The following is a 16,720-nucleotide window of genomic DNA, read 5'->3' as shown; positions in this document are numbered from 1 at the left end:
GGTAATTTATGGCGAAGAAAGAACATGCACTCGCACATACAAAATGGATGTGCAAATATCATATGTTAGTAATTATTCCACCAAAGATAAGTGTATCGTCATTTATGGGATATTTAAAAGGAAAAAGTGCGCTTATGATATTCGATCGACACGCAAACTTAAAGTATAAATTTGGAAAAGTTTATTAGCGGAAGGGACACCACAAAAAAACCAGTAAACAAGCGGATTGACAGCCATACGGCAACGTATTTACTTGAAAATCAAGAGGCACTGACGGATAAAATGATCTGTCGGTGCCTTTTTTGTTAAGATGACCCTGAATAGATAGCAGCTAATACCGATTTGGGGCTGTCGGCTAATACCAATTTTTGCCCCAGATAACACAAAAATGAGGCAGTCCGCAGAACTCCTGGCTTTTTCAGGGCTATGGTTTTCTGCCGGACTGTCTCATTCACTTTTTGTCTCCAATTTCAGGGCATAGTATCCTCTTGTTTGGCATTTTGGGAACGCTCATTGCCTTTAAGCAGTTTTTTGTTCCTTTTTCCCTTCGTATTTTTCAATCTCATGATGCAGAAACCGGTGGTATTTCATGATATTCCGCCCGATCGCATACAGCATGAACTCTTTATACACCTTTTCTTTTGAACGGTAATGGAATCTCCGGAAGTTCTCATTCTCTTTGATGTCACCAAAGTGGCCTTCCGTCTGGATCGACCGTGTCTGGCGCTTCAGGATCCCTTCTTCACTCTGGATGTTTTCATTGGTTTCCTCTTTCAGCTCTTCCCGCCGTTCATTGATCTTCATGACCTTGTTTCGGTCTGAATGCTTTTCAGCATCATATTTGTACAGACATTTCGCCTTATGTTCACAGCCGCTGCAGTCTGCACAGCCATATACTTCAAAGGTCTGGGTATACCCATCCTGTATCCTGCTTTCCGTCCGCATATGCCGCAGTTCCCGCCCATCATGGCAGATGTAGTAATACTCATCCTCAAAAACGGCACAGCTCATGTTATAATACTTTCCGATATCCGCTTTGTATGCACGGGTCTTCCGTTTTTCGTGATCCTGAAGCTTGATATAGCTTTTGATCCCGTTCTCCTTCAGATAGGAAAGATTCTTTTCGCTGCAGTAACCGCTGTCCGCAGTGACTGCTTCCAGCTCTTCCCCAAATGCTTTCCGGTGCTTTTCCGAAACCGGGATCAGCGTGTTGTAATCAGTCCGGTCGCTGCTGACATAACTGTGGACAATGAAATAGTTCTCTACTGCGATCTGGACATTGTATGCCGGTTTCAGCTGGCCGTTGAGCATGTGGTATTCTTTCATTCTCATGAAGGTTGCTTCCAGATCTGTCTTGGAATAGCTGTTCCATCCTTTGCCCATGATCTCAAAGTGTTCCTTGTATTCCATCAGGCGGCTGCCGCAGGTCTCCAGTTCTTCATACAGCTTCTGGATCTCCGGCTTACGCTGTCCCTTTCCGTAAACAAAACCGTTCCCTTCAGCGATCTTTTTCAGGTTTTTCTGCAGCTTCAGGATCTCAGGCGGGGAACAGCCGTCGATTTCGATCACGGTATTATTGGAAATCTTCTTGTGCTTTGTCAGCTTCCGTTTCCGGTTCTCCTTGATCACACACCGGACTTTGTCCATTCCTTCCACCACAAACATCCTGGCATCCCCAAGATCGTATTTCGGACCATACCCGTTTTTATGCAGAAGTACATTGTAGACTGCATAAAGAGCATCAATGGTGTCTAGAAGCCCCGCAAGATGGTAGTTTAAGCTTCACCGCCAGACAAAGGTATAACGGTTGGCATTTGCTTCTATCTTAGTGCCATCAATAAAAAGCTCTTTAAGTATGAGCGGGCCTTCTTTTTTCAAACGGCGCAGGAACTGGTCATTCAGTTCATCCAGGATCTCACCGGTCAGCTTTTTCCCCTTAAAATCATAAAAAGCATCCCGCCGGGGTCTCTGGCCTTTGGTCAGCCAGATGAATGCCAGGTCCCGTTCACACAGTTCCACAATCCGGTCAACGGCCCGGATGCCACGCATGTTTGCGTAGGTAACAACAGCATACAGCATGATTGGATTGTACCTGGTTCTTCCCTGGTCTGAACAACAGGCCAGCAGGCCTGAAAAATCCAATTCCTCCATTACTTTTTTCAGGGTATAGACAGGATCGTCGTCGGGTAAATGCAATTCGAAGAAGCTGAAGTTAATTTTCTGTTGCCCAAAATCAAAAAAGTCGTTATAATAATCTTGTTTAAGCATAGTTCCATTATAACATGGAACGGGGAAAAGATGGTTGTCGTTAGCCATCTTTTTCTCTTTTTTATGAAAAAATTTCAGGGTCGGTTGTGACTCACATAAGTCACAGCCGGCCCTGTTTTAGACTATCTATTTCCCGACAGCCCCCTCCTCTTTTTTTTGTTGTTTTGGGAGTGAGACGATCGTATTGGACGATAGTTTCACCAGTGTTTAGGTTGATTTTCTCTTTTTTTAGAAGGGTGTACTGCATTTGATTTTTCGTGTAATCTGTTCTCTCCATTGGAAAGAAACTTCTGCAAAAATAATTGCCGCAGTCCTCTTTATCTATGAATAAGAAGGAAATATTCAATGCGATTCCATCGCCCATTTTCAGCAGAAAATCTCCATCAATCGCTGAGTAAGGCAGAACTTTTTTATTGAATCGAAATACAAGCTGATCTCCATCCAGCAAGTCCTCGATGAATTGAAACGTTTCCAGTCTTAAATAGCTCTCATGAACAAAAGCACTTTTCTCTATGGTCTGGTATGTAATCCGTCCAGATAGAATATCACGAAACACAGTTTGACGGTTATCTCTGGCAATGTTAATGTCTTTCAATTTGTGAAGGCCCGCAAGGTGGTGAAAATCAGTTTCACCAAACCCCAAAACAATCTCTTTGAGTTTTCCTTTGCGGCCCAGCGTAAACCGATATTGATAGCCAGTCAGCCGGTTAAAAGCAACAGCACATTTCTGTAATAAATCCATATTCTTCTCCTGTACATAAACAGAATGACCCCGCCTTACGGCAGGGTCATTTGGAGCATTTTCTTTCAGCTTTAACAGCCTACGCCGGTTTGAGGTTTCACTGCACAACCCCTCTTGCAAGCTCCGTAAGACAATGCCTACCGGCGCACTCTCTTACCTCAACGCTTTGACAGACACACGCCGTTGCCTGCCTTGTACTATTATTATACGCGGCAAACGAAAATATGTCAATCCCCATGCAAAATCCACACTAAGAAAACTTTTGCTCCGGCGGCGGTAGCCGCCATTCTTCCTGTGCGGATGTGCAGGAACAGCGACCAACGGGAGTGAAAAAGCCACGCCGTAAGGCGTGTTCGACTGGACGCAAAAACGGCCAGTCCGGGGCTTGGGGTGGCCCCAACGAGCGTATCGGAAAATCCCAAAGGGATATTCCGATACATTGCTCGCCTACGGTATCCCGAATCCGGGATACCCCACACCCTCCGGGCAAAGTCCATCCATCAGGTCTTGCCTGTGTTATCTGAATGTACCTCAAAAAACAGTTTTTACATCTGTATTGTAATTCCAACAAGAAAGGATTCCTCACCGGGAACAAGATCGAGATCACCGCCATGGCCTTCAATGATTTTTCGGACAGAGGAAAGCCCGATTCCGTGATCAGCGGATGCGCCTTTTCGGGAGAGGAATGTTTTTCCCTCCTGAAAGGCCAGCCCGTCGTAAGTGTTTTCAATCTTCAAAAAGTACATATTGCCTCTGGTTTCGCCGGCAACTAAAATGCGGCGCACTCCTTGCTTTTGGCGGCTGCACGCCTCAACGGCATTGTCCAAAAGATTGCCCAGCACTGTACACAGTTCCACATCGGTAAGCGGTATCTGATCGGGAAGATCGAGCCGTACCTGAAATTCTGTCCCTTGTGTCTGTGCCATGCCGTAGTAGTATTCAATCAGCGCATTTACAACGGGATTTTTGCAGAACGCGACATGGGAGTGACCTAATGATGCCGCAACCTGTTCCTCAACCTGTAACAGGAAGGAGCAGATCTCTGTCTGCCCATGTTCAGAGGCCATGCGGTCTATGGTACGCAGATGGTGTTTGATGTCGTGGATCAGCCTTCTGTTTTCTGCCGCTGCCTCAGAAACCTGACGGCTGTATTCGGTCTGCATAGAAAGCTGACGGATGACCTGCTTGCGTTCTTCCTGGAAAATCAGGCTGTTTCCATACCCTTCTATCACATCGCGCCAGAGGGAATAACCGATGGCTGCTGCTATGAAAAAGCTGCCCCATTCCACAAACCAACCGCCGATAACCGGCTCATAAACCGGCAGAAGGCGATCCCATATAAAGGCGCAGGTTGCGGCTGCCGCAGCATAGAAGATCGGCCTGCTCCGTTTTTCTCCTCTGTGAATGGCAAGCACAGCGATGATAAGCAGATAGAGCGCAGATGCCGCCTTATAACAAAAGACCGATGCAGAGAAAAAGCGAATGGCTCCAAGGGAGAGATGGGAAGCCATCATGCCATACAAAAACGCATATACCAGGAAGGCAGCGCCCACTCCATTACTGATGGCCGCAGGCAGGAAGCCCGGCCTGCATATCCGGTTTTGCAGAACCACAATCAGCCAGGTAACCAGATAGATACAGAACAGTTCAATCGTGTACCAGGGGAATACGGGAGCCGCAGCCAGCATATGAAGCACAGGATAGGATGACAGGCCGCACATAGCAAGACAGATCAGTCCGAACAGGAATGTATTTTTCTGCTTCATCCGGCGGCTGAAATAAAAGGACAGCAGCGCACAGACAAAGGTAACCGTACAGCTGAACAGGCAGAATGCAAACCGGATTCCTCTGGTTGTATTGACCGCCAGCATCGTTCCGAAAGCAGGCGGATAGACAATCCCTCCGTAAAAGTGGTCATAGTTGCTGACCGCTATGGTGAGTGTGACCGGTTTTCCGCCATGAAAAGTGACCATGCGGTTTTGAACCAATGGTGTCCCCTGTGCCGGTTCCCCCATTTGCAGGATCAGGTCATGATCCAGATAAAGGTTGTAAGCAGAAAACACTTCCGGGATTTCCAGTGCATACGCTTCCTTCCGTTCCGGCAGAAAGAATGTCATCTGGTAAGTCCCGCAGCCATAGGGAGAAGGGTTTGCAGGGCTGGAAAAATTGGTATGCTCTCCGATGGAAAGGTAGCGCATATAGTGACTTTCATCCCGTATTTCTTCCGGGGTCAAAAGCGCGTCAGGATAAAACGCCCAGCCGGATACCAGAAAGCGCATCGGTGATTTTTGAAGTTCTTCCTCAGAAAGCGCCAGAATCCCATTTGCCGCCTGGATTGTGTTCTGGCTATATTTATTATTAAACTGATACAGGCCAAGAAAAAACAGGGATGAACACAGGCAGACCATACATAAAGCAGCATATTTTTTTACCGCAGAAGATACCATCTTATTTTCGCCTCCTCCTTAGGAAAAACACACCGGCAGACAGAAGAAGCAGACAGGCCGGAATCAAAAGGAGTATGGGCGACCAGCTGTGCTCTGTGTCGGCGGCCTGTGTCAGGGAAGCGGCATCCTCCGTTATCGCAATGGTGTACGCCCCTGTATGGGTGATCTGAAAGGAAGCAACTCTCGCCGTATCGTCATAACCGGTCATGGGAATTTCCACGCCGCTTTCATCACAGAGGAACAATGTGCCGGCTGCCGGGTCATTTGGACAGGACAGCATGACAGAAACATCCGGCAGGGAGTTGAGCACAGTTCCATTGATGGAAAACGAAAAAGAAAAACCGCCATCCGTATCCTTTTGGATGATGACTTCAATCTGATCTTCGTTTTGGATACCCTCCGGCAAGGCGTCTTTGGGTATGCTGATGGTGATTCCCTGTTTGGAAAAGATGGCTCGTTGCTCCCCTGTTTGCAGCATCATCAAAAAGCGTGTGCCGGAAATCCGGTCAGTGGTTTCATCGAAGAACTCTGAAAAAGCAGAGTTTTGGGAATCTGCAACTTCCTGGGGAACGGTCATAGCGCTTTGCACTGAATCTTTCCTGTTTTCTGAAAGCTTCCAGGCAGGATCGGGTACGGCAAGCTCTAAAGCACCGACAATCGTCTGCACTTCAGGGGACAGCTGTAAAGCGGTATCTTCCTCTGCATCACCGTTTGCCTGTTGCGATGGGAATTCTTCTTTATTTATGGAATTGTCTTTTCCATCCCAGGATGGCTCGGAAGGCTTGTGGGATGGTTCATGATCCGCAGGATCATTTTCTTCACTGACAGGTGGTGTTTTTTCAGAATCGTTGGAATCCATTCCACCGTCATTTGTTACAGGCGGTCTTGAAGGCTTCGTGGAGGGCCTGTCTGCGAAACCGTTATCCTGATTGTCGGTATCTTCAGGAGGCGGCTGAATGATGGTGTCGGGTGGATTTCCGCCTGCATCCCCTCCATCCCGGTCGCCTTCATGATACCCTTCAAGGACAATTTCATCTGCGTAGGTAAAGGACAGGATGCCGGTCTGTCCGCCGTCATAATCCACTTGAAGGCGGTAGCTGCTGCCTGGTGCCAGCAGACGGGTGGCAATCGAGAGCATTTCCTGACCCACATAAACGCCACTTTCCAGACGGTTCCATGAACCGTTGTTTTCGGACAGCCATACGCTGATCTCATTCAGTTCCCCTGGTGGTGTGACCCAGGGAAAATGAAGGTTTCCTCTGGCAGCCAGAAAACAGTTAATGTCTGGTCTATCCGGAGCCTGAACAGAAACAGGAATTGTAATTTCAGGGAAATCGACACGATCCGCCAATACGGTATTTTCCGGTGCGGTCAGCTTTCCCATGGCATGGTACAGTCCAATAGTATTCAGATCAATATCAGAAAAATCCCATTCCACCACAGCGGTGTAGCTGGTTCCGTTTTCTGCATAGCATTCCAGATAATACGGGGAGGCGGCGAATAATTCTTCCAGCGCTTCAATTTCGCTGCCCTGTGGGAGCGCAAATGCATTTGTATAAGGATACCATTGCTCTATGGAGGTAATGACAGCATGCGTCATTTCTTCTACTCGGACGGAAATCTGCAGCTCCTGCAATACAGCTTCATCAAAGGCATACCCATCCGGCAGTTCAATCCGGCCTGCTGCGGCATATTCTCCCGGAGTGGTCTGGTCAATGGCTGAAAAATCCCATGCGACAGAAAATGTTTCCTGCCGGATTTCTTCACCGGCTGTTACAGTGGCGCAAACGGTCTGATACTGAAGGGCCAGCTGATAAATTTTCTCCAGGTCATCATCAGACGGTGTGGTTCTAAGGGGCAGGGTAAAAGCCGGCAGGGAGAGCAGTTCACTTTCATTTTGTATTTCTGTGACAAGGACGAGGGATGCTTCTTCCGATGCTTCCGGAGTTTTGCTATCCAGTGTCCCCGGAGCCTCGCTTTCTAAATCCGGCAAGATCTCCGTTATTTCATCGGCGTTGGCTGGGGTTGCAGTTCCAGCGGCAAATGCGGGGATACTGCCGGTGAAGCAGAGGAGGCAGGCTAGACAGCCCCCCAGAATACGCCTGCGTATTTGTTTCATTCTCATACGATACGCCCCATTCCAGAGAAAACATACTGACGGTAGGTTTCCCGCAGCTGTTTTCCATTGCGGAGGGCAATCGGAAGTTCCTCCCCGTTTATCAAACGGAAGGTCTGACTGTCAACCTGGCTGATGTAATCCATGTTGATTAAAACGCCCCGGTAGCAGGGCAAAAAACGCTTGTCCTTCTGCAATGCGGCAGTGACCTCCTGAAAACCTCCGCTTACCGGTATCACGCGTTCCGCCGTATGAATCCGTGTCATACGGTTTTGATAATCTATGTATAGAATTTTCTCTGTGGGAAGCTCTAGCTTTTGACGGTCAGCCATAACCGGAAGTGTCATCACTTCATAGGGCGGTTTTAGCTGGCACAGCTCCATCGCTTCTTCAAAATCTGCCTGATGGAGCGAAAGCGGCTTCAGCAGATAATAGCTGGCGGACAGGCTGTACCCCATCCGGGCATAATCTTCTGTGATAGTCAGAAAAACGATCTTACAAAGCCTGTTTTTCTGGCGCAGCCTTCTGGCGGTCTCCATTCCATCCATGTTCTCCATATAGATGTCCATAAAGACAAGCTGAAAATTGACCTGGGCGGCAGCTTTCAGAAAATTCTCTCCGTCCTCAAATTCTGTCAGCGTATAGTCCAGCTGATGCTTTTTCATATAATTTTCCAGGCATGCAGACAGCTCTTCTCTGTCCTCTGCCCTGTCATCCACAATCGCAATCTGCATCGTGCCATCTCCTTTGCACAATAATCCAATAGTAGTATAACATAAAACCGCAGGAAAAAACCTGCGTCTTAAACAGGAAACCTGCGTCTTAAACAAAGTCGGTTGCATTTCCCTTGACAAGATGCTACCCTAATTATACTACCAGACTTTCCGGTGAGAAGGTCTGGTTTTTTTATTTTTCTTTTCAGGAAAGGAGGCTCAGCATGAAAATCGCACTTTGTACGGAGCTGAGAAATGTTGAATGGTTTGAAAGCAGGCTGCGCTCCCTTTTTGATGGGGATGGACAGCTTGCGATTGATGAATTATGGAATGAGAACCAGCTTGCCCAGGCACTCCGGCGAAGCCGCTACCATGCGGTTGTCATCGCCATGACCGGAGCAAAGGGACTGGAGGCGGCCATACAGGCGAAACGGCTGGCACCGGAAACACCACTTGTCTGGTGGAGCGATGATAAAAACTTCGCCCTGATTGCGTATCACCTGCGTATCCCTGCGTTCCTTTCGGTAGACTGCTCCGACCAGGAGCTATATGAGGCGATAAAACCTATCACAAAATGGAGGTGTGAAAATGCGAATTGCGCTATGCAGTTATAGCCAGAAAGAAAAAGAAACCGCTTTACTGATGAAGCTGGGCAAAGTAGACCGCTTTGATAATGGCGTATTTTGTACTTATGCCATGCAGCGGGATGGGCCTTATGACGCTGTGGTGGTCATGGAGGACGGAGCCAGGGGGATGAATTTCTGCATGAGCATACGAGGGTACAGCAAGGATGTCCCTCTCCTGTGGATCAGCGACCAGGCAGAGTTTGAACCCCAAAGCCGCAGGATGCAGGCGGACACCTTTTTGGTGAAGCCTGTGACGGAATATCAGCTGCGGGAGGCAGTATCCCAGCTGCTTCAGAAAGCAACGAGAAGGAACGAACAGCGTGAGGAGGATGAATAAAATGATGTGGAAATGGAAACGGCCGGCCGCATTTTTACTGGCGGCGGCAATGATTTTTACGATGCCGGGCATTCCGGCATTTGCGGTGGAAACCGATGTATCCGCCGTCCATACGGGGTTGTGCGAGCATCACCCGGAACATACAGAGGACTGCGGATATACGGAAGGAACCGAAGGGGCAGCCTGTGAACACGAGCATAAGGTGAATGGCGGCGAAGCCGACAGAGAAGATCCCCTGGGGGATACTGAGGATTGCTATATCCTTGTGGAGAAGTGTGTCCATGAGCATGACGAAAGCTGTTACCCTGTTTTGGAAGAAAGCGTATCGGAAAATACGGCAACCCCATCTGAAGCAGAGGAGGCCCAGCCGACCGCGTGTACCCATGAATGCAGTGAGGAAAGCGGCTGTATCACAAAAGAATTAAGCTGCCCTCATGAGCGCGGCGAACATGACGATACCTGCGGCTACATTCCGGCCACAGAGGGGACGCCCTGCGGGTATACCTGTGAGCTGTGCAATTCTCAGGACAGCGGCCTTGTTCCCGGCGTGTCCGGGAATGCTCCGGCGGAGTGCGTCTGCGAAACCCGTTGTGAGAAAGAGGCGATCGATCCCGACTGTCCGGTCTGCTCTGCGGAAGATGCAGACCTCTCTGCCTGCAAAGGCACAGAGGAAACCATCTGTATCTGCACCGACCGATGCAGTGAGGAGATGGTGAATCTGGACTGTCCCATCTGCTCTGCGGAGAATGCAGACTTCTCTGCCTGTCTTGGAAAAGAGGCGGCGGTGCTGGCTGTGCAGGCACTCATTGACGCCTTGCCAGAAACAGTCACGGCGGACAATGCGACCAAAATTGAGGAGCAGCTGAAAGCCATTGATGCAGAAATAGAGGCCCTCACCGATGAGCAGGTCGCCAAGCTGGACATGACGCGCTATAACGCCGTTTATGCGGCGCTGGCTGCGTTTGCGCTGCCGCAGGCCGATCATACCCACTGTGTCTGCGGCGGGAATGGAGATGTCAACGGACACGAACATGATACTGCTGTAACATGGACAACTGCCGATTCCCTGCCTGATTCTGCTGGTAACTATTATCTGACGCAGTCTGTGTCGGGGAGCTGGACTGTGCCAACGGGTGAGGTCAACCTCTGCCTAAATGGGCAGACGATTTCCGGCAGTATCACGGTCGGCAGCGGTGCGACGCTGAGACTGACCGACTGTACTGGAAAGGGAAATCTCCAGGATGGCGTGTCTGTCAACGGCGGAACATTGGAACTGTACGGCGGCACAATTATCGGCGGTGTGGAAGTCGGTCAGCATAGCAATCCTGCGACCGGCTCGTCCTTCACTATGTATGGCGGTGCGATCTCCGGCAACAACGAAGAAGGCGGCAGCGGCGGCGGTGTGTTCCTCGTCGGCACGACGAACTCCAATATCACAGCGCCAAACTTCACCATGCATGGCGGAACCATTTCCGATAACACTGCGGGTGCGTCTGACGGCGGTGGCGGCGGCGTCTATGTGGGCGAGAAGTGCAGCTTCACCATGGACGGCGGAGCCATCACCGGCAACACGGCCACCAACGGCAACGGCGGCGGCATCTATATCCATATGCTTTCAAGGGTCACCATCTCCGGCGGAGAAATTACCAATAACACTGCGAGCGGTTCGGGTATCAGATATGGCGGCGGCATTTATTCGGAGAGCGGGGTGACCGTCAGCAATGTGACGATCACCGGAAACAGCGCCGACGTGGGCGGAGGCATCTATGGAAAGGGCGCTATTACCCTCACCGATGCCACGGTTGCCGACAACAGTGGTTATGATGTTCGCTACGACGGACAGGAAAGCACAACTCCTAAGCTCACTGTTTCCGGCTCGGTGAAGGCCGGTTATTACGCCAATTATGCGTGGAAGCTGCCCATTTTTGTATCAGGCGCATTGAGTGAGGATTCGGTCATCCGTGTGGGCGTGTATGAAGGCATAAAGCCCAATGCCGGCGGCAGGCTCCTGATTGCCGAACCGGCAAGCGGCGTGACGCTCAGCGCCGAGAACTTCAAGGCGGACGCCGCCGACAGCGTGACCAGTCTGGGCGAGGACGGCAAGGTCTATCTCTCCCTCTGCGCTCATGAAATGGACGATACCGGCTATACCTGCAAAAAGTGCCATACGCAGTTCGATGCACGTATAGGCGAGAGCGCCTATTATCAGACGCTTGCAAAGGCGTTTCAGAATGCGTGGAATGGCAGCACGATAACACTGATGCGGGATGTGAGCCTTAATGGAAGTTGCTCCGCCTCCGATACTATAACGCTGGATCTGCATGGAAAGACGATCACCAGCGTGGATAAGCCCATCAATGTCAACGAAAAACTGACGGTCAAGGATTCCAGCGAGGGTGGCGGAACGCAGGCGCTCAATGTCAAGTTTTTGGTTAACTCCAACGGAACGCTGGCGGTTGACGACTCCTACACCGGCGACATTTCGTGCGTGGAGTTGTGGGCCGGCGGCGCGCTGGAAGCTTACACCGGTACGATTCAGGAACTGCTCCTGGGAAAGGGTAATGGAACCGGTTATAGCGTGAAGTTGTGGAAGGATAACGCCCACTGCTGCACTGTCAAAACAATTACGCTGGCCGAGAATGCTGACCAGGGTCTTACCGTCGGCGGCCTGCTGGAAACCAACCATGCAAAGTGTGAACTGTATGGCGAAAAGGACGGTACATGGAGCATTGTTGATAAGAGCACTAAAATTGTGGACTTGACTGGTTATACGGCGTACAAGGTACAGTTCGCAGAGTGCGTCCATCAGTGTGACAATGATACGGTAGAAACGCCTGTGTGCTCCAAATGCGGCAAGGTGCTGGTCGTTAAGATAACAGCCACTGCTTCCGATGGCAAAATAAAAACGGCCTGGTTCCCAGCGGACAGCGGTATCGAAAACGGGGACGGCTATGTAGAGGCCATCCAGACCTTGAACGGCTGGAGCGCCGAAGGGTACACTGATGCGACCCTGATGCCGCTCTGTGATGTACACAATAACTCCGGCGGTATCGGCATTGCCAGCGTCACCCTGACCGGAAAGCTTGCTGTGGACGGCGGAGAGCATCTCATCTATTCTACGACCGTCGCCGCCGGCGCAGATGTGACCTTCAAAACCGGTCAATTCTATCATATCACCGTCAACGGCAAGGCGTCTTTCGTGGGCGGCACCTACCTGGGCCTTGTGACTGCCGCCGCCGGCGCAGAGGCGGTCTTCAGCGGCGGTGCGTATCAATACCTGGAGGTCGAGGACGGCGGTGCGGCAGTGGTGAAGAACTCAGCTGCGTTTGGTGAAGATGTTAAGGTGACTAAAGGTACGCTGACTGTGGAAGGCGGCAGCTTTGGTGCTGCGGTTGACGTCGAGGGCGACGGAACAATGAATGTGAACGGCGGCAGCTTTACCGGAACCGGCCTTGATAAAGTGAGCTATCGCGGCGGTGCGAAGGGAACGATCTCCGGCGGCTCCTTTGCCGATCTTTACTTATATAGCAGCGGCACAGCTTGGCTTGCCGGAGGCAGCTTTACTAAGCTGAGCACAGCCTCTTCCGGCGTACTCAGCAGCCTGCTGGCGGATGGCGCGGCTTACTACGATCAGAGGGGTAGCGCCATATCGGGCAGCGGAGTTTCAGAACTTAACAATGTGACTGTGAAGACCCATACCCACACTGTGGATGAGCAAACCGGCATTTGCAGTGTCTGTCAGAAGCAGATGGCGGCCTCCCTGACTGCCGGCAATGAAACAAGCTGGTATTTGACCCTTGACGCGGCCATTGCAGCGGCCAATGGGGCTGATGGCGAAAAGACGCTCAAGCTGTATCAGGATGTTAGGGCTTCTTATGAATTGACCCGTGGGCCGGTAACGCTGGACGTGAATGGCAAAAAAGCCTCGGATTTAACGATCACTGCGAAAGGCATCCAGCTGACAGTCACCGGCACAGGTACGATCTGGGATGTGACGGCCAGTGGCAGCAGCGCTGTGGTGAAAAATTCCACGGTCAAGATCAACTACATCACGGCCGAGAACGGCGGCAGGCTGGAGCTGGGCGGCGGCTCATACATGGGTCTGACCGTAAAAAACGATGGCAGCAGCGCCAGTCTGAGCGGCGGCACATATAAAAAGATTGAATGGGGTAAATTTTATGTTCCGGCGAATGAATATCTGGCGGATGGATATGGCTATAAAACAAGCGACGGCACATGGGAGGATGGCACTGCCAGCGTAGACAATGTAACTGTCACGCCAGCGCCCATCAAAAGCACAAAGGTCTATCCGAACAGCGAGACGGACTACTCCGGCAGTACCTTCGACGCAAAGGACAGCACCTCTGTGACGCTGACAGTGTCGGTCACATCCGATGAGAGTGCAGGCCTGACCTATACCTGGTATAGATTCATCGATGATGACTGGTGTTCGCTTACGAATCCTTATATTACGCAAGGCTTGACTGAGAAATATACCGATGCCGACAGCCAGACGCTCTCCATTACCGAATTGCCCGCAGGCCAGACCTTTTCGTATAAAGTCCAGATTGTAACGGACGACGGCTATAAGTGCTTCAGCAAACCCTTTACTGTGAGCACCTGCGCCCACGGCGGAGAAAAAACCTTGCAGCATGATGAAACGCATCACTGGTATGTCTGTGGAAAGTGCGGTGCGGAACTTGACAGAGCAGAGCACAGTGGCGGCACAGCGACCTGTACCGCAAAGGCGGTATGCAGCATCTGCCAAACTGCCTACGGGGCGCTGGGAGGCCATACATTAACAAAGCATGATGCCGTAGATGCCACCTGTACCGCACCCGGCAATGTGGAATACTGGCATTGCTCTGTCTGCGGCAAAAATTTCTCGGATTCTGCAGGAACAGGAGAACTCACAGAGATCACCAGTCCGGCTCTGAACCATAACTGGGGTGCGTGGACTTCCAATGGCAACGGCACCCATACCCGCACCTGTCAGCGGGACAGCCGCCATACGGAAACAGAAAACTGCTCCGGCGGCTCCGCTACTTGCACGAACGCAGCTATCTGCGCAAGCTGTGGAGGTTCCTACGGGAAAGAGTTGGGTCATGACTGGGGCGAATGGAAAAACACCGGCAACGCCCAGCAGCATACCCGCACTTGTCAGCGGGATCAGAGCCATACCGAAACCGCCGCCCATACTCCCGGCACTCCGGCCAACTGTACCACCCCGCAGACTTGTACGGCGTGCGGCTATGAAATCACACCCGCTAACAATAACCATGATTGGAATGCGTGGGAATCCAATGGAAATGGAACGCATACCCATACCTGCAAAAACGACAGCAGTCATACAGAAACCACAAATTGTTCCGGTGGTTCCGCCACTTGTGAGGCGCGGGCAGTCTGCGACGTCTGCCATATGGTGTATGGCGAGCTTGCACCCCATACACTGACCCATACTCCCGCAGTGGACGCTACCTGTACCACTCCCGGCAATGTGGAATACTGGCACTGCTCTGTCTGCGGCAAAAATTTCTCAGATTCTGCAGGGAAAGGAGAACTCACAGAGATCACCAGTCCGGCTCTGAACCATAACTGGGGTGCGTGGGAGAAAGGAAGTGAGACCCAGCATCAGCGGATCTGTCAGAACGACGGTTCCCACAAGGAGACCGGAGACCACACCCTGGGCACTGCCGCCACCTGCAAGGCTCCGGCGAACTGTTCCATCTGCGGACAGTCCTACGGAGAAAAGAATCCGAGTAACCATACGGGTGGAACAGAAGTGCGGAATCAAAAAGAAGCAACCACGACCACCGAGGGCTATACCGGTGATACCTATTGCTTAGGCTGCGGTGAGAAAATCGCCTCAGATACGGTCATTCCGAAAAAAACAAGCGGCGGTAGCGGAGGAACTTCCTCCGGCGGTTCATCTTCTAATGATGGGGAGGATTCTACGATTATTGACCGACCGGACAAGGACGATCCCAGTTGCCCGACCACTGGCCAAACCGCACCGGTGAAACCTGGAACCAACGGAAATGCCAACATTGACGGAAATGCCGTACAAGACGCAATTAACAAAGCGGCTGCTGATGCGGAAAAGAATGGCAACACTGCAAACGGCATTGCTGTGGTGGTTCCTGTAAATGTGGGTGACACACGGAAAGATGTGCAGATCATCCTGAAAGCAGACACACTGGATAAGCTGGTGTTCTCCAAGGTTAAGCACTTTACCATCGACACCGATTCTATGACCGATTTCGGTTTCACCCGGGATACCCTTAAAGAATTGAACCGCCAGACCAACGGCGACATCGTTTTGAAGGTGAAGAAAACAACTGCCACCTCGGTTGAGGCAAAGGCGGCTATCGGCACAAGACCTGTCTACGATATTTCTCTGTGGGAAATGAAAAACGGCAAAGAGACCAAACAGATCAGTCTGAACGGAAAGGGCATCAGTATTGCTATTCCGTATGCACCGGAGAAGAATGAGCAGACTGGTAACCTGTATGCGGTTTATGTGGATGAAAACGGCAAAGTGCAGTGGATTACCAAATCCAGCTATGATGCGGATCAGAAAGCAGTGATTTTTGAAGCAGAGCATTTCAGCATCTACGGCATCGGCTACAAGAACCCTGTCCCGGCCTTTACCGACATTCAGAACCATTGGGCTGCGGACAACATCCTCTTTGTTGCCAGCCGGGGACTGCTCTCCGGCACCAGCGACACCACCTTCAGCCCCAACACCGGCATGACCAGAGGTATGTTCGTCACCGCCCTGGGGCGGCTGGCGGGCATCAACCCGGACAGCTACAAAACCGGGAAATTCACTGATGTGAAAGCCGACGCTTACTATGCGCCCTATGTGAACTGGGCGGCACAGACCGGAATTGTGACGGGTGTTACCGCCACCACCTTTGCGCCGGATACCAACATCAATCGGGAACAGATGGCGGTCATTATGGAGAACTACGCTGCCAAACTGGGCTACACAGTTCCGAAAACCCTGGAAGCTGTAACCTTTGCGGACAACGCAAGCATTTCTTCCTGGGCAAAGGAGGCAGTCAAGTCCATGCAGCAAGCGGGCATCCTGGCAGGAAAGACAAACAATCGCTTTGACCCTGCCGGAACCGCCACCAGAGCCGAAGTTGCCACCGTCCTGCGGCGGTTTGTGGAAATCATCATCGACCCACAGGCCGCAAACGGCTGGCAGCAGAACGACAGCGGCCAGTGGAGTTATTACAGAAATGGGGAGCCAGTGAAGGGCTGGCTCTCCGAGAATCAGAAGTGGTACTGGTTGGACAAGGTCACCGGAGTGATGTTTGCCGGAGGCTGGAAGCAGATCGACGGCAAGTGGTACTACTTCTACACAGACGGTTCGATGGCGGTAAACACCACCATCGACGGATATACCATCGGCTCGGATGGTGCAAGAAAGTAACCTACAATAAAAAAGATTTGCCCGTATATC

The 16,720-nt window shown here is 51.1% G+C and carries 7 protein-coding genes and 2 pseudogenes; 4 read left to right on the top strand and 5 right to left on the bottom strand.

The window, feature by feature from the left end; translation table 11 throughout:
* Nucleotides 1-8: 8 nt before the first annotated feature.
* Nucleotides 9-176, top strand: a pseudogene (locus ACI6NM_RS04025) (transposase); the annotation flags it as partial.
* A 343-nt stretch (nucleotides 177-519) separates the two neighbouring features.
* Here ACI6NM_RS04025 and ACI6NM_RS04020 read toward each other — a convergent pair.
* From ACI6NM_RS04020 to ACI6NM_RS04000, 5 genes and pseudogenes are all read right to left on the bottom strand, one after another.
* Nucleotides 520-2,268, bottom strand: a pseudogene (locus ACI6NM_RS04020) (IS1182 family transposase).
* Between the two features lie 100 nt (nucleotides 2,269-2,368).
* A complete protein-coding gene (locus tag ACI6NM_RS04015) occupies nucleotides 2,369-3,010 on the bottom strand; it encodes a PBECR4 domain-containing protein (RefSeq protein WP_438501047.1) in 642 nt (213 codons plus the stop codon).
* 545 nt (nucleotides 3,011-3,555) lie between these two features.
* Nucleotides 3,556-5,457 (bottom strand): GHKL domain-containing protein, encoded by a 1,902-nt coding sequence (locus ACI6NM_RS04010; RefSeq protein WP_438501046.1) that lies wholly within the window; start codon nucleotides 5,455-5,457, stop codon nucleotides 3,556-3,558.
* Nucleotide 5,458: 1 nt separating this feature from the next.
* Entirely contained in the window at nucleotides 5,459-7,582 is a 2,124-nt protein-coding gene (locus ACI6NM_RS04005; protein WP_438501045.1) for a hypothetical protein, read from the bottom strand.
* A complete protein-coding gene (locus ACI6NM_RS04000; RefSeq protein WP_438501044.1) occupies nucleotides 7,579-8,307 on the bottom strand; it encodes a response regulator in 729 nt (242 codons plus the stop codon). The genes ACI6NM_RS04005 and ACI6NM_RS04000 overlap by 4 nt, the downstream gene beginning before the upstream one ends.
* Nucleotides 8,308-8,510: 203 nt before the next feature.
* Between ACI6NM_RS04000 and ACI6NM_RS03995 the strand changes: the two genes are divergently transcribed.
* Genes ACI6NM_RS03995 through ACI6NM_RS03985 form a run of 3 tightly spaced genes read left to right on the top strand, consistent with a single transcriptional unit; the run spans nucleotide 8,511 to nucleotide 16,690 of the window.
* Nucleotides 8,511-8,900, top strand: a complete 390-nt coding sequence (locus tag ACI6NM_RS03995) for a hypothetical protein (RefSeq protein WP_438501043.1) — start codon at nucleotides 8,511-8,513, stop codon at nucleotides 8,898-8,900.
* Complete coding sequence (locus tag ACI6NM_RS03990; protein WP_438501042.1) at nucleotides 8,875-9,249, top strand: hypothetical protein; 375 nt, start codon at nucleotides 8,875-8,877, stop codon at nucleotides 9,247-9,249. Before ACI6NM_RS03995 ends, ACI6NM_RS03990 begins: the two co-directional genes overlap by 26 nt.
* A gap of 1 nt (nucleotide 9,250) precedes the next feature.
* Nucleotides 9,251-16,690 (top strand): S-layer homology domain-containing protein, encoded by a 7,440-nt coding sequence (locus ACI6NM_RS03985; protein ID WP_438501041.1) that lies wholly within the window; start codon nucleotides 9,251-9,253, stop codon nucleotides 16,688-16,690.
* Nucleotides 16,691-16,720 lie beyond the last annotated feature (30 nt).

This window comes from Pilosibacter sp. YYHA0881, from assembly GCF_051602715.1.
Lineage (GTDB): Bacteria > Bacillota > Clostridia > Lachnospirales > Lachnospiraceae > Alitiscatomonas > Alitiscatomonas aceti.
The sequence above is the reverse complement of the archived record's forward strand: the minus strand, read 5'-3'. Positions and strand labels throughout refer to the sequence as shown.

Bases quoted from the DNA above. Each gene is read 5' to 3' on its own strand.
- ACI6NM_RS03990 (WP_438501042.1), top strand. From the start codon at position 8,875: ATGCGAATTGCGCTATGCAGTTATAGCCAGAAAGAAAAAGAAACCGCT.
- ACI6NM_RS04000 (WP_438501044.1), bottom strand. From the start codon at position 8,307: ATGCAGATTGCGATTGTGGATGACAGGGCAGAGGACAGAGAAGAGCTG.
- ACI6NM_RS04010 (WP_438501046.1), bottom strand. From the start codon at position 5,457: ATGGTATCTTCTGCGGTAAAAAAATATGCTGCTTTATGTATGGTCTGC.
- ACI6NM_RS03985 (WP_438501041.1), top strand. From the start codon at position 9,251: ATGATGTGGAAATGGAAACGGCCGGCCGCATTTTTACTGGCGGCGGCA.
- ACI6NM_RS04005 (WP_438501045.1), bottom strand. From the start codon at position 7,582: ATGAGAATGAAACAAATACGCAGGCGTATTCTGGGGGGCTGTCTAGCC.
- ACI6NM_RS04015 (WP_438501047.1), bottom strand. From the start codon at position 3,010: ATGGATTTATTACAGAAATGTGCTGTTGCTTTTAACCGGCTGACTGGC.
- ACI6NM_RS03995 (WP_438501043.1), top strand. From the start codon at position 8,511: ATGAAAATCGCACTTTGTACGGAGCTGAGAAATGTTGAATGGTTTGAA.